Annotated in this window: 12 protein-coding genes; 6 read left to right on the plus strand and 6 right to left on the minus strand. The window is 74.8% G+C overall.

The features are described from left to right. Positions 1-17: 17 nt before the first annotated feature. Positions 18-512 carry a nuclear transport factor 2 family protein gene (locus tag ACFWWU_RS17520; protein WP_384145720.1) on the plus strand — a complete coding sequence of 165 codons (495 nt, stop codon included), beginning with the start codon at positions 18-20 and terminating at the stop codon, positions 510-512. A 71-nt stretch (positions 513-583) separates the two neighbouring features. On the opposite strand, the gene ACFWWU_RS17525 is transcribed toward ACFWWU_RS17520, so the two are convergent. From ACFWWU_RS17525 to ACFWWU_RS17535, 3 genes are all read right to left on the minus strand, one after another. Beyond that, positions 584-2,125, minus strand: a complete 1,542-nt coding sequence (locus ACFWWU_RS17525) for a cellulose binding domain-containing protein (protein ID WP_384145723.1) — start codon at positions 2,123-2,125, stop codon at positions 584-586. Positions 2,126-2,302: 177 nt separating this feature from the next. Next, positions 2,303-3,715, minus strand: a complete 1,413-nt coding sequence (locus tag ACFWWU_RS17530; protein ID WP_384145726.1) for an ATP-binding protein — start codon at positions 3,713-3,715, stop codon at positions 2,303-2,305. Next, positions 3,712-4,413 carry a response regulator transcription factor gene (locus ACFWWU_RS17535; protein ID WP_055643319.1) on the minus strand — a complete coding sequence of 234 codons (702 nt, stop codon included), beginning with the start codon at positions 4,411-4,413 and terminating at the stop codon, positions 3,712-3,714. Before ACFWWU_RS17535 ends, ACFWWU_RS17530 begins: the two co-directional genes overlap by 4 nt. 87 nt (positions 4,414-4,500) lie before the next feature. On the opposite strand from ACFWWU_RS17535, the gene ACFWWU_RS17540 reads away from it, so the two are divergent. Beyond that, complete coding sequence (locus ACFWWU_RS17540; RefSeq protein ID WP_384145729.1) at positions 4,501-5,106, plus strand: hypothetical protein; 606 nt, start codon at positions 4,501-4,503, stop codon at positions 5,104-5,106. A 12-nt stretch (positions 5,107-5,118) separates the two neighbouring features. Here the strand turns inward: ACFWWU_RS17540 and ACFWWU_RS17545 are convergent, their stop codons facing one another. Both ACFWWU_RS17545 and ACFWWU_RS17550 read right to left on the minus strand, forming a co-directional pair. After that, the gene (locus ACFWWU_RS17545) at positions 5,119-5,994 is read right to left on the minus strand and encodes a spermidine synthase (protein WP_384145731.1); all 876 of its coding nucleotides are present in this window, start codon (positions 5,992-5,994) and stop codon (positions 5,119-5,121) included. A gap of 49 nt (positions 5,995-6,043) precedes the next feature. After that, positions 6,044-6,490 carry a hypothetical protein gene (locus ACFWWU_RS17550; protein ID WP_384145734.1) on the minus strand — a complete coding sequence of 149 codons (447 nt, stop codon included), beginning with the start codon at positions 6,488-6,490 and terminating at the stop codon, positions 6,044-6,046. Between the two features lie 224 nt (positions 6,491-6,714). On the opposite strand from ACFWWU_RS17550, the gene ACFWWU_RS17555 reads away from it, so the two are divergent. Further along, entirely contained in the window at positions 6,715-8,001 is a 1,287-nt protein-coding gene (locus ACFWWU_RS17555; protein WP_384145736.1) for a tetratricopeptide repeat protein, read from the plus strand. Between the two features lie 13 nt (positions 8,002-8,014). Here the strand turns inward: ACFWWU_RS17555 and ACFWWU_RS17560 are convergent, their stop codons facing one another. Beyond that, complete coding sequence (locus ACFWWU_RS17560) at positions 8,015-8,608, minus strand: histidine phosphatase family protein (RefSeq protein ID WP_384145739.1); 594 nt, start codon at positions 8,606-8,608, stop codon at positions 8,015-8,017. 124 nt (positions 8,609-8,732) lie between these two features. Between ACFWWU_RS17560 and ACFWWU_RS17565 the strand changes: the two genes are divergently transcribed. From ACFWWU_RS17565 to ACFWWU_RS17575, 3 genes are read left to right on the plus strand one after another with little or no spacing between them, the layout of a single operon-like run. Beyond that, complete coding sequence (locus ACFWWU_RS17565; RefSeq protein ID WP_384145742.1) at positions 8,733-9,947, plus strand: hypothetical protein; 1,215 nt, start codon at positions 8,733-8,735, stop codon at positions 9,945-9,947. Beyond that, positions 9,938-11,530: a hypothetical protein gene (locus ACFWWU_RS17570; protein WP_384145745.1), complete on the plus strand. Its 1,593-nt coding sequence runs from the start codon at positions 9,938-9,940 to the stop codon at positions 11,528-11,530. The genes ACFWWU_RS17565 and ACFWWU_RS17570 overlap by 10 nt, the downstream gene beginning before the upstream one ends. Continuing rightward, on the plus strand, positions 11,527-12,879 hold the full coding sequence (locus ACFWWU_RS17575) for an AAA family ATPase (protein WP_384145748.1): 1,353 nt from the start codon (positions 11,527-11,529) through the stop codon (positions 12,877-12,879). The genes ACFWWU_RS17570 and ACFWWU_RS17575 overlap by 4 nt, the downstream gene beginning before the upstream one ends. Positions 12,880-12,969 lie beyond the last annotated feature (90 nt).

Consider the following 12,969-nt stretch of genomic DNA (forward strand, 5'->3'; position numbering starts at 1 on the left):
GCGATCACGCTGGCGGCATGACGACTCCCTCCACCACCGACGCCACCGACGCCACCGACGCCACCGCCGACTCGGCCGCGGACTCGGCGGCCGTCCTGACCGGTATGTACGCGGCGGAGGCCGCCTATCTGGCGGCCGGAGGCCCCGGCAGGGCCTCCTTCGCGCCGCTCGCCCCCTACTTCGCCCCCGACGTCGTCCTCCACCAGGCAGCCGCCCTGCCGTACGGCGGGACCTGGCGCGGGCACGCGGGCGTGGAGCGCTTCTTCCTCACGATGAGCCGGGTGTGGGAGTCCTTCGACATGACGGAGCAGGAGTTCCTCGCCACGGGCCGGACCGCGGTGGTCCTCACGCGCGTCCGTGCCCGCGCCCGTGCCACCGGCCGCGAGCTGACCTTCCCGATCCTGCAGACGATCAGCGTGCGGGACGGCCGGATCGCCGAGGTCCGCCCCTTCTACTGGGACACGGCCGAGATCGCCGACGCCTGCACGGTGAGGCCGGCGACGGCCGGGTAGGGGTGCGCGCCCCGGCCGGCGGTGGGGTGGTTCCGGCCGGGACGCGCGGTGTGGGGGGCCTGAGGGCCTGCCTACTTGTAGGCGGCGAAGGCCTTCGTGAAGGCGAGCGGCTGCTGGAGGATCGAGGAGCAGGTGGCGTCGGCGTAGTTCACGGCGCCGGCCGCGCACTGCTTGTCACGGGTCGAGGACCACATCGAGAGCCAGCCGAGCCCCTTCGACTTCGCGAAGTCGACGAGCTGCGTGGCGTCGTCGACCCGGAAGATCTCGGTGGTGACGTCGTTGACGCCGATCATCGGGGTGACGGCGACGGCCTTCCAGGCGGCCGCGTCGGAGAGCCCGAGGACGCCCTTGACCTGGGCCTGGGTCGCGGTCGCGGCCTGGATCGCGTACGTGCCCATGTCCGCGCTGTACGCCGGGCCGTAGTCCATCGCCATGATGTTGACGGCGTCGACGCGGACGCCGTTCTTCTTCGCGTCGGCGAGCAGGGCCACGCCCGGCTGCGTCAGGCCCTCGGGCATGACCGGCAGGGTGAAGGAGACGTTCAGGCCCGGGTGGGTCTGCTGGAGCTGGGCGATCGCCTGGGACCGGCGGGTGTTGGCGGCCGTGTCCGGCAGGGCCGCGCCCTCGACGTCGAAGTCGACCTTGGTCAGCTTGTACTGGTCGATGACCTTGCCGTACGCGGCGGCGAGCGCCGAGGACGACGAGCAGTTCAGCGCCAGTTCGTGGCCGGCGGCGCCGCCGAAGGAGACGCGGACGTCACCGCCCTTGGCGCGCAGGGCGCCGATCTGGGCCGCGACCTTGTCGTTCGCGAGGTCGGTGACCCCGCCCCAGAGCGGGGCGCAGGAGCCGCCGGAGGTGATGAAGGCGAGGTTGAACTCCTTCACGCCGGTGGCGTCGGCGGTCGCGAGCAGGTCGTACGTCGGGTAGAGCGAGGTGTCGACGTACGGGGCGTACTTGGCGGCGGTGGCTGGGACGCCGGTCGCCGTCGCGGTCGGCGTCGGGGTGGGCGCCGTGGTGGGGGGCGTGGTGGCGGTCGCCGTCGGGGTCGGCTTCACGGTGGCCGTCGCGGTGGCCGTGGCCGTCGGAGTCGGCTTCACGGTGGCCGTCGCCGTCGGCTTCGGGGAGGCGGTCGCGGTCGGCTGGTCGGTGGGGCGGCCGCTGGGGGTGGGGGCGGGGCCTCCGGCGGAGCAGGCGGCCTTGTTGATGAGGCAGCCGGTCGGGTCGCCCGCCGCGCCCGCGGCGGAGGTCACGAAGCCGACGGTGACGGACTGGCCGGGGCCGAGCTGCTTGTTCCAGCTCGCGGGCTTCACGGTGACGTGGCCGCCGGAGACGGTGTGCTCGCCGTTCCATAGGGAGCCGATGGTCGTCCCGGCCGGGAGGTCGAACTCCAGGGTCCAGTCGGACTGGGCGGCGGTCGTCTCGTTGGTGACGACGTACTGGCCGGTGTAGCCGCCGTTCCAGGCACTGGTCCGGGTGTACGCGGCGCCGACGGCGGCGGCCTGCGCCGTCCCGCCGAGCGCGAAGGCGGCGCCGCCGGCGATCGCCGCCGCGACGACCGCTCCGACGACCTTGGTCCTGGTGCTCGCCCTGCGCCGGTGCGAACTGGTGCCCATCGGGTGCCTGCCTCTGTGTGCCGGGGTGTGGGGGTGGGGTGCGGCAGCACGCTAGCGGCTGGGAAACGGACAAATGACCGCGATCGGGCCGGGGTTGGGATTCTTAGGCTCCGCTTAAGGGAGGCATCGGAACCACGAAAGGTTCGGCGCCGACCGGATTCAGGCGTCGGTGGGGATTCAGGCGTCGGCGGCGCGCCGGGTGCCCGTGCCGCCACCGCGGCGGCGGCGGGCCGGGCGGTGGCCGCGGCGGCCCGTCGTGGTGCCCGAGCGGCGCCCGTCGAGCCCGATCCAGACGCGGACCTCGGTGCCGCCGAGGACGGAGTGCCCGATGGCGACGTCTCCCCCGGTGGCCTCCGCCATCCGCCGCACGATGTCCAGGCCGAGGCCCGTCGAGCCGGGCCTGCCGCCGCTGTTGCCGCGGGCCAGGGCGGCGGCCGGGTCGGCGATGCCGGCGCCCGCGTCGGAGACCAGGACGATGACGGCGTCGTCGCCGTTGTGGACGTCGATGGAGAAGGCGGTGCCCTCGGGGGTGTGCCGGAAGACGTTGCCGAGGAGGGCGTCGAGGGCGGCGACGAGTTCGGGACGGGCCACCGGGATGCGTACCGGACGCTCGATGCCCGCGACCCGTACCCGCCGGCCCTCGTCCTCCGCGAGCGCCGACCAGAAGTCCATCCGCGCGCGGACCACTTCGGCGGCGTCGCAGCCGGCGCCGGGGCCGGTCGCCTGGGTCTGCGGCTTCGCCTCCCGGGCCGTACGGATGATGATGTCGACCTCGCGCTCCAGCTGTTCGACGGCGGATCGGGTCTGCTCGGCGGCGGGTCCCGAGCCGAGCGAGGCCGTGTTGAGCCGCAGCACGGTCAGCGGGGTGCGGAGCCGGTGGGAGAGGTCGGCGGCGAGCTCGCGTTCGTTGGCGAGGAGCTGGACGACCTGGTCGGCCATCGAGTTGAAGGCGACGGCCGCCGACTTGAGCTCCGGGGGGCCTTCCTCGGGCACCCGCGCGCCGAGCCTGCCCTCGCCGAGGTCGTGGGCGGCGCCCGCGAGCCGCTGGGCGGGCCGGACCATGCGGACGCCGAGCCGGTCGGCGACGGCGACGGAGCCGACGATCAGCGCGATGCCGACCCCCGCGAGGACGAGCCAGGCGGTGGCGACGCCGTTGGTGACCTCGCCCTCGGGGACGAAGAGTTCGACGACGGCGACCTGACCGCTGCTGATCGCGGTGGGCTGGAGCAGCGCGAAGCCGCCCGGCACCTCGGCTATGGAGGCCCGGCCGAGCCGGCGGGTGGCGGCGAGCTCCTCCGCGTCGGCCCTGCGGGTGCCGATCTCCAGCGCGGTCCCGTCCGGCTCCGCGGCGGGCACGTGGACGGCGAGCCGTCCGGCGGCCCCGTCCTCGGTGGTGGCGACGGCCTTGTCCAGCTCCTCGCGGTCGGTGGTGATCGCGAGGACGGGGGCGAGCCCGGCGGCCCGCCGTTCGGCGTTGGAGAAGGCCCGGTCGCGGGCCATCTCCTTGACGACGAGCCCGAGGGGTACGGCGAACGCGACGACGACCATGACGGTGACGGCCAGCGACACCTTGACGAGCGCCCACCTCACGGCTGCGGCTCCCGGGGCGGCTCCAGCTTCACGCCCACCCCGCGCAGGGTGTGCAAGTAGCGGGGCCGCGCGGCCGTTTCACCCAATTTCCGCCGCAGCCATGACAAATGCACGTCGATGGTCTGGTCGTCCCCGTAGGACTGCTGCCACACCTCGGCGAGCAGCTCCTTGCGCGGGACAACCACGCCGGGCCGCCCGGCGAGGAACGCCAGCAGGTCGAACTCGCGCCGGGTGAGGTCCAGCGGCGCCCCGTCCAGCTCCGCCTGACGGCGCAGCGGATCGACGGTGAGGCCGCCGACCCGGATGACCCGGGGCGGCGGCGCCTCGCCCGCGGCGGAGCGCGCCCGGCGCAGGACGGCGGCCATGCGGGCCGAGAGGTGGTCGACCGAGAAGGGCTTCACGAGGTAGTCGTCCGCGCCGGCGTGCAGGAGCCGTACGATCTCGGCCTCGTCGTCCCGGGCGGTCGCGATGATCACCGGTACGTCGGTGATCCCGCGCAGCATCTTGAGTGCCTCGGACCCGTCCAGGTCGGGCAGTCCGAGGTCGAGGATGACCACGTCGAAACGGAAATGGGCGACCTCGCGCAATGCCTCCAGAGCCGTCCCGACGCTCCGTACCGTGTGGGAGGCCTCGGAGAGCTGGCGGATGAGGGCGGAGCGCACGAACTGGTCGTCCTCGACCACGAGCACACTTGCCATGGGCCGCACCGTACGCCATTCGGGGGAACGGGTGAGCAATCCGCACCCTCCCGTACTCCCCCTCACAGGGTGGTGCACTATGGGCCGGTGCGAAGAGGACTCGTTCACGCCCTGGCCTGGTCGCTCGCCACCGGCGCGGCGGTCACCCTGTCCTGGTGGGGAGTGCACACGGTGCTGTCCGGCACGGTCTACGACCCTCCGCGCGCGCTGCCGCTCCCGGTCGGCGCCACCGACGACGCGCCGGGCACGTCCGGCAGCGATCCGCTGACCTCGTCGACGCGCCGGCCCGAGCCCCCCGCGACCTCGCCGCCGTCCCGCGAGTCCGCGCCGAGCGAGGAACGCACGGCTTCCGCCACTCCCTCCTCGGCGCCCGCTTCGACCCCCTCCGACCGGCCGGAGTCCGCGCCGGCGACGCCCCCCACCACGGCGGCCGCGCCCGCCACCACCCCCGCGCCCACCACCGCGTCCTCCGTGAAGAGCTACCCGGTCGACGGCGGCCGGGTCACCTTCGACCTCGGCGAGACGTCGGGCGAGCTGGTCGCGGCGACGCCCGCGTCGGGCTGGCAGATGCAGGTGTGGAAGCAGCCGACCTGGATCCGGGTCACCTTCACCAAGGACGGCCGCGAGCTGTCGGTCTTCTGCCTGTGGCACGACAGCGCGCCCCGCGTGGAGATCGAGGACCGGCAGAGCTGAGGGTCTCCCGGCTCAGCGGAAGACGGACGCGGGCGGTACGGGCGAGGGCTTGGCGCTCGCGTCGGTGACCGGGGCCGCCCCGCCGGCGAAGTCGGCGAGCTCCCGTCCGTGCTCCACCCGGCCCGGGTGCGGATCGGTGGCGACCCGGCGGGTCAGCTCGGCCACCGGCAGCTCACGGTCGGAGGCGAGCAGCACCGCGTTCCCGAAGCGGCGGCCGCGGAGCACCGTGGGGTCGGCGGTCAGCGCCAGTTCGGGGAAGACGGCGGCGGCCGTGGCGATCTGGCCGCGCAGATGGGTCAGGGGCGGGCCGTCGGCGAGGTTCGCCGCGTAGAAGCCGCCGGGCCGCAGGACCCGCCGGACCTCGCCGAGGAACTCGGTGCTGGTGAGATGGGCCGGGGTGCGGGCCCCGCTGAACACGTCGGCGATGACGAGGTCCGCCCAGCCGTCCTGCACCTTGGCGAGTCCGGCGCGGGCGTCGGTGGAGCGGACGCGGATGCGGGCGCCGGCGTCGAGGGGTAGTTCACGGCGGACAAACTGGACCAGGGGCCCGTCGAGTTCGACTATCTGCTGGGTGGAGCGAGGGCGGGTCGCGGCGACGTACCGGGCGAGGGTGAAGGCGCCGCCGCCGAGGTGCACGACCTGGAGCGGCCGGTTCGGCGGGGCGGCGAGGTCGGCGATGTGACCGAGGCGCCGCTGGTACTCGAAGGAGAGGTGGGCCGGGTCGTCGAGGTCGACGTGCGACTGCGGGGCGCCGTCGATGAGCAGCGTCCAGGCGCGCGGGCGTTCCCGGTCGGGTATGAGTTCGGCGAGCCCGCCGTCGACGTTCTCGACGACGGAGGCGGCGGACGCCGCCCGGTCGCGCTGTTTGTTCCTGGCCACGGACCCCATTATCGGGGCACTCGGGACGGAACCGCCCCTGCGGGCCGGACGCGGGCGCTCAGTGGCAGCCGTCGGCCGCTTCGATCAGCCGGGCCGCCTCGCCGAGCGCCTCGCGCAGGACGACCGGGTCGGTGACGGGGCCGGTGTCCTTCGGCGGCAGCAGCCAGCCGGCGGGGCGGGGGGTGTCGCCCGTCGGTTCGGGGAGCTCCGGCAGCTCGGGGAGGCGGAGGCCGCGCCCCGAGGTCCGCGTACACGCGCTGCCCGGCATGTCCCAGGCCGCGGCCGTGCCCGGCGGGACGAGGAAGCCGAGGGTGTCGCAGGCCCCGTCGTGCACCACCGGGCCGACCGCGGGGGTGCCGCCGCGGCGCAGGATGTCGACGGCCTCAAGGCCCTGCCGGACCGGCACGGTCACCAGGTCCCAGGGCTCCGCGGGGGGCTGGGGGGTGGCGTCGGCGTCCGGGGCGGGCGCGTGCCACGTGGCCGACTGCGAAACGATCTCCGACATGGGACCCCTCCTCGCTCCAGAGGAGACACGTTCCGTCTCTCCCTTACGGTTCAACGCCCGTGCGCGTCAACGGCTACGGCGCCATGCCGCTGCAAAGGATGGCAGTTCATGGCAGATCGCAGGCGAGATATCCGATTTGTAGCCAAACTCAGCGTACGCATCCGGTCACAGCAGGTACGTTCTTGCCGCCGGACCACCCGGCAGCACCAGGAGAGGGCTCGGCCATGGCGATGTCACGGGCAGTTCCCAACCTCGCCTTCCGCCGGCTCCGCGGACAGCACTCGCCGGCGGAGTTCGCCGCGGCTGTCCGCCGGGCAGCGCGGGAGATCGGCGAACAGGTCGCGTGCGACGCCCGCTACATCGGGCGCGTGGAAGCGGGCGAGATCCGCTGCCCCAACTACGCGTACGAGCGGGTCTTCCTGCACATGTTCCCCGGACTCGGCCTCTCCGACCTGGGCTTCTCCGCGCGGGAGACGGTGCGCGGCCGGCGGCAGGCCGCCCCGGCCGGGGCCTCGCCTCCCGCCGCCATCTCGACCCGGAACGATGAGGAGAGCGACGTGCTGCGTCGCGCATTCATGACGAGCGGCTCCGCCACCCTGGCGGCCGCCTCGCTGGGACTCGGCGGCCCCGCCGTCGCGATCCCCGCCCCCCGCGGCAGCCACCGGATCGGCGAGACCGAGGTCCGGGCCGTCGAGGAGGCCGTACGGCAGATCCGTCTGCTCGACGACCGGCACGGCGCCGACGGGCTCTACAAGGTGGCCGCGCAGCCGCTCCGTACCGCGTACGCGCTGCTCGACACGGGAACCATGACCCGTCGCTCCACCGAGGACCGGCTGCACGCGGGCGCCGGCGAGCTGTCCCTCTCCGTCGGCTGGCTCGCCCACGACTCGGGCCGCCACGAGGACGCGCGCTCGCACTACGCCGAGGCCCTCGCCACCGCGCGGTTCTCCGGGAACGCGGCCCTGGAGGCGCACGCCTTCTGCAACACGTCGTTCCTGGCCCGGGACACCGGCCGGTACCGCGAGGCGGTCCGGGCGGCCCAGGCGGGGCTGCGGGCCGCGCAGCCCCTCGATTCGGCCCGGCTGCTCTCGCTGCTGTCGCTGCGGGAGGCGGCCGCGTGGGCGGGGCTCGGCGACCGGTCCGCCTGCGAGCAGGCCCTCGGCCGCGCCCACGGGCACTTCGACCGGGGGCCCGCCGACGGCGACCCCGAGTGGATGTCGTTCTTCGGCGAGCCGGAGCGGGAAGCCCTGGAGGCCCAGTGCTGGGCGGCCCTCGGCGACTGGGGGCGTGCCGCCCGCCACGCCCACCGGGCCACGGTTCTGCAGAATCCGTACTTCGCCCGGAACCTCGCGCTCTACCGCGCTCACCTGGCCAAGGACCTGGCGCACGCCGGGCGCCCGGACGAGGCTGCGGCGGAGGCGAAGCGCGTCATGGACTCCCTCGACGGCATCGCCTCGGCCCGGATCCGCGGGATGCTCGCCGAGACGAGCCGGGTCCTCGCCGCGTACTGACCGCCGGAGCGCCCTACTCCAGGTGCCCGGTGTCGTTCCAGCGCTCGATCGCCGGTGCGTCGTACGCCCAGCCCAGGACCGAGAGACTCGTCGGGTCGAGGCGGATGCGGGAGGCGAACGAGACGTCCTCGCCGAGCCAGCGCGCGCCGATCGAGCGCAGGATGTGGCCGTGGGCGAAGACCAGCACGTCACGGTCGGCGGAGCGGGCCCACTGCACGATCTCGTCGGCGCGGGCCGAGAGCCGCGCGAGCGACTCTCCCTCCGGAACGCCGTCGCGCCAGATCAGCCAGCCGGGGCGGATCGCCTGGATCTGGGCCGGGGTCATCCCCTCGTACGCCCCGTAGTCCCACTCCATCAGCGCGTCCCACGGTTCGGCGCGGTCGCCGAAGCCGGCGATGGCGCAGGTCTCGCTCGCGCGGACCAGCGGGCTGGTGCGCACCTCCACGTCGGGCAGTCCCTGCCAGGGGCCGCGGCGCAGCCGCTCGCCGAGCAGCTTCGCGCCGCGCCGGCCCTCGTCGAGGAGGGGGATGTCGGTCCTGCCGGTGTGCCGGCCGAGAAGCGACCACTCGGTCTGGCCGTGCCGGGCGAGCAGGATGCGCGGTGCCATGGGAAGGCTCTCCAGGGGTTCACGGTGTGCGGACGTGCCGCTCCCATCATCGCCCACCTGAATTCGGGGTGACGTCCGGGCGACCTCGGGACGGTTGTCAGTGGTGGATGCGAGACTTCCGCGGGTGAGCGCATCCCTGGACACCGGTCTGCCACGACCGTCGCAGACGACACTCCGACAGGCTCTGGCCGAGCTGCGCGGACCGGGCACGGCGCCACGCGCCCTCGACGCTCGGGCGCTCGCGGCACTCGCCGCCAATCCGGGCTGCCGACGGCGGGCCCTGCTCGACGGCGCCGGGGTCGACAAGGCGGCGCTCGCGTCGAAGCTGGGCTCCCCCGCGCCGTTCGGCCAGTCGCAGTTCGCGATCATGCGGGGCAACTCCTTCGAGGCGAAGGTCAAGGCGGACGGCGGCCGTGAGCTGCTGCGCCTGCTCGGCGTCGAGGAGCCCGGCGCGGTCTCCGTGCCCGATCTGGCGGCGGCCGGACCCCAGGGGCGGACGGCCCGCACGGCGCTCGCGCTGCGGGAGGCGACCGGGGCCGGGGCGTGGGCGCTGCTCGACCATCCGCTGCTCGCCCTGGAGGTGGCCGGCTCCCCGGTCTATCTGGAGCCGGACGCGGTGGTGGTCGCTCCTGACGGGCGGTGGACGGTCGTCGAGATCAAGTCCTTCCCGATGATCGACGGCGCGGCCGACGCGTCGAAGGTGGGCGCGGCGGCCCGGCAGTCCGCCGTGTACGTGCTCGCGCTCGAACGGATGGCGGCGGTGACCGAGGGCGCGCGGGTCGCGCACTCGGTGCTCCTCGTCTGCCCGAAGGACTTCTCGAACGTGCCGACGGCCTCGGTCGTGGACGTCCGCAAGCAGCGGTCGGTGACCCGGCGGCAGCTGGCCCGGCTGACTCGGATCGAGGAGATCGCGGACGCCCTGCCGGAGGGCACCACCTTCGACGTGGCGGGGTGCTCGGCGGCGGAGCTGACGGAGGCCGTGGAGTCCGTGCCCCACGCGTACGCGCCGGAGTGCCTGGCCGCCTGCGAGCTGGCCTTCCACTGCCGGGCGCGGGCCCGGGAGGCGGGCGCGGTGGAGACCCTGGGCCGTGCGGTACGGGGTGAGCTGGGCGGCCTCACGACGGTCGGCGCGGTCCTGGCGGCGGCGCGCGGCGGGGGCACCCCCTGTTCGAGCACAGCCGGGAACGTGGGGGAGGGCGACCCGGACGAGCTGGTGGTGGCGGCCCTGCGCCGGGCGCGGGCGCTGCGCCAGGAGGCGCTGGGCCGGGTGTCGGCGCCGGACGCGGCGGCCCCGAGCTCCACGTCCGCACCGTCCGAGGAGGCCCCCGCATGTCGCTGATCTCCGCGCTCGCCCGGATGGAGGCCGTCGAGTCGGGCCGCGCCCAGCCGCTGGCCACCGTCCGCCACCGGCACGTGTCCGCGCGGCCGCTCGTCCTCGTCCCCCTGACGACCGCCGGTGAGGCGGGGGCGCCGCTCGGCGCGCTCGTCGGCACCGACCGCGACGAGCCCCGGCTCCTCGTGGTGGCGCAGCCCCGGGACCGTGACCTGCGGTTCTCGTTCCTCGCCGACCTGGCAGAGGAGGTCCTGCCGTACGTCGACTCGTTCACGGACGTCGTCGAGGCGGCGGAGCGGAGCGAGGTCGATCCCGAGACCGGCAAGAAGGTGAAGGTCGAGGTCGAGCTGTGCGCGGACGCGCCGCAGCTGATCGTGCCGAACCGGGCGGGCGTCGAGTACGTACGGCTGCTCGGGCGGTCGACGCGGTTCCGGCGGACGGCCGAGCAGGACCCGGAGACGCCGTTCCCCGCGCCGCCGCGCGTGCCGCTGCTCGGGCGCTGGCTGACGCACTTCGGCGAGCGGGCGCGGGTGCCCGGCTCCTCGCTACTGCTTGCCGCGACCGACCTGCTCAACCGGCACTGGGCGACCGGCCAGTCCTCCCTTGAGGACCAGCATCTGGGTGCGCTGCTCGCCTGGATCGACCCGCGGGACGGGGAGCCGGGGGCCGAGGGGGCGCTGCGGGCCGAGGCCGGCCGGGACGAGCGGGGGCAGTTGCTGTGCCCGCCCGCCGGGCCCGCGACCGACCCGGCCTTCGACAACCGGCTCCTGGCGCCCGCGATCGAGCGGTACGACCGGGCCCGGCTGGCGCTCGGCGCGGCCGAGGACGGCGAGGCGGCCGACACGGGGCTCGGTGAGCTGCACCGGGCCGAGCGGGAGATCCGGCGGCTCGTGGCCTCGCAGCTGAAGCCGACCTGGGACGCGGTCTGGCAGGCGCTGGGCCTGCTGCGGGAGCTGCCGGAGGGCGCCAGGGTCGAGGACCGCTGGACGCGCGACCGTTGGTCGTTCACCGGTCACCGGGACCGGATCACGGCCGGCGAGCCGCCGCAGCCGCGCCGGGACGACGCCGTGACGGCGGCCTCGAAGCTCGCGGCCCGCGAGCAGGCGCTGGGCCAGTTGGAGGCGCACGAGGCGCTCGACGACCCGCTGGTCCTGGCGGGGCGGCGGCTCGCGGGTGAGGCGTTCGCGGCGGAGGTGGTCGAGGTGACGATGGCCTGGACGGAGTCGAAGCGGCCCGCGCCGCGGCCGCTCCTCACGGTCCGCACGGAGGACCGGCCGCACCTCACGGAGAAGGCGAAGGTGTTCCGCTCGCTCGACGGGAAGCCGCAGGCGGCGGAGTTCGTGCGGCACGAGGAGGACGGCTCGCTGGTGCTGCGGCTCCTGGACAGGATGGGGCGGTCGAAGGAGCCGGCGGAGGGCTCGGTGCCGGAGAAGGGCGAGCGGATCGCCTGGACGCTGTTCGAGCACGAGCAGCGGGTCGGGCCGAAGCTGCCGGACCCGGAGGACACGCCGTGGACGCACGGCGGACCGCCGCTCCAGGCCGACCTCCCCGAACTGCCCGACGCCGTGACCCCCGAGGATGTGCTGTGACGACCGTCGAGCCGCGTTTCGATCCTTCCGCCGAGGCCGGGCGGGCGACGGACGGCATCCTCGCGGACACCCTGCACGGCACCTCCCGGGGTGTCGTCGTCGACTCGCCTCCGGGCGCCGGGAAGTCGACCCTGGTGGTGCGGGCGGCGCTCGAACTGGCCGCCGCCGGGCGCTCCTTGATGGTCGTCGCGCAGACGAACGCGCAGGTGGACGATCTGGTGCTGCGGCTCGCCGAGAAGGAGCCCGGCCTGGAGGTGGGCCGGCTGCACTCGAACGACAGCGACCCGTACGACAAGGCGCTCGACGACCTGGCCAACGTACGGAAGTCGGCGAAGCCCGGAGAGCTGACGGGGCTGCCGGTCGTCCTCTCGACCTCCGCCAAGTGGGCGCACGTGAAGAACGTCGAGCCGTGGGCGCACGCGATCGTCGACGAGGCGTACCAGATGCGCTCCGACGCGCTGCTCGCCGTGGCGGGGCTCTTCGAGCGGGCGCTGTTCGTGGGCGACCCCGGACAGCTCGACCCGTTCTCGGTGGTGGGCGCGGAGCAGTGGGCGGGGCTCTCGTACGACCCGTCCGCCTCGGCCGTCTCCACGCTGCTCGCGCACAATCCGGAGCTTCCGCAGCACCGGCTGCCGGTCTCCTGGCGGCTGCCCGCCTCGGCGGCGCCGCTGGTGTCGGACGCCTTCTACCCGTACACGCCGTTCCGCAGCGGCACCGGGCCCGGGGACCGGAAGCTCTCCTTCGGGGTGGCGTCGGACGGTTCGGGTCCCGACCGGGTCCTCGACGAGGCGGCGGAGTCGGGCTGGGGGCTGCTCGAACTGCCGGCCCGCACCACCCCGCGTACCGACCCCGAGGCGGTCGGCGCGGTCGCCCTGGTCGTCCGGCGGCTCCTGGACCGGGGCGGCGCCGCGGTCTCGGAGCGGTCCGATCGTCCGGTGCCCCTGACGCCCGACCGGGTCGCGGTCGGCACCGCCCACCGCGACCAGGCGGCGGCGGTCCGGGCGGCGCTCGCGGGTCTCGGTGTGACGGGCGTGACGGTGGACACCGCGAACCGGCTCCAGGGGCGCGAGTACGACGTCACGGTCGTCCTCCATCCGCTGTCCGGGCGCCCGGACGCGACCGCGTTCCACCTGGAGACGGGCCGCCTGTGCGTGCTGGCCTCCCGGCACCGGCACGCCTGCGTCGTGGTGTGCCGCGCGGGCGTCACGGAGCTCCTCGACGAGCACCCGTCGACGGAGCCGGTGCGGCTCGGCGCGGCGGTGTCGTTCCCCGACGGCTGGGAGGCGAACCACGCGGTCCTCTCCCATCTGGCGGAACACCGGGTGGTGTGGGACCCCGCTACCGCCTAAACCAGGGTCCTGGAGCGGAGTCGGGGCGCGCGGCCGGGGCCTCGCGCTCTTGCGCGGCGCGGGACAATGAAAGCGGCCCGGGATCCCGGG

This window comes from Streptomyces sp. NPDC058650 (assembly GCF_042717315.1).
In the GTDB taxonomy this organism is placed as follows: domain Bacteria; phylum Actinomycetota; class Actinomycetes; order Streptomycetales; family Streptomycetaceae; genus Streptomyces.

Bases quoted from the DNA above. Each gene is read 5' to 3' on its own strand.
- ACFWWU_RS17520 (WP_384145720.1), top strand. From the start codon at position 18: ATGACGACTCCCTCCACCACCGACGCCACCGACGCCACCGACGCCACC.
- ACFWWU_RS17525 (WP_384145723.1), bottom strand. From the start codon at position 2,125: ATGGGCACCAGTTCGCACCGGCGCAGGGCGAGCACCAGGACCAAGGTC.
- ACFWWU_RS17535 (WP_055643319.1), bottom strand. From the start codon at position 4,413: ATGGCAAGTGTGCTCGTGGTCGAGGACGACCAGTTCGTGCGCTCCGCC.
- ACFWWU_RS17545 (WP_384145731.1), bottom strand. From the start codon at position 5,994: ATGGGGTCCGTGGCCAGGAACAAACAGCGCGACCGGGCGGCGTCCGCC.
- ACFWWU_RS17550 (WP_384145734.1), bottom strand. From the start codon at position 6,490: ATGTCGGAGATCGTTTCGCAGTCGGCCACGTGGCACGCGCCCGCCCCG.
- ACFWWU_RS17555 (WP_384145736.1), top strand. From the start codon at position 6,715: ATGGCGATGTCACGGGCAGTTCCCAACCTCGCCTTCCGCCGGCTCCGC.
- ACFWWU_RS17560 (WP_384145739.1), bottom strand. From the start codon at position 8,608: ATGGCACCGCGCATCCTGCTCGCCCGGCACGGCCAGACCGAGTGGTCG.
- ACFWWU_RS17570 (WP_384145745.1), top strand. From the start codon at position 9,938: ATGTCGCTGATCTCCGCGCTCGCCCGGATGGAGGCCGTCGAGTCGGGC.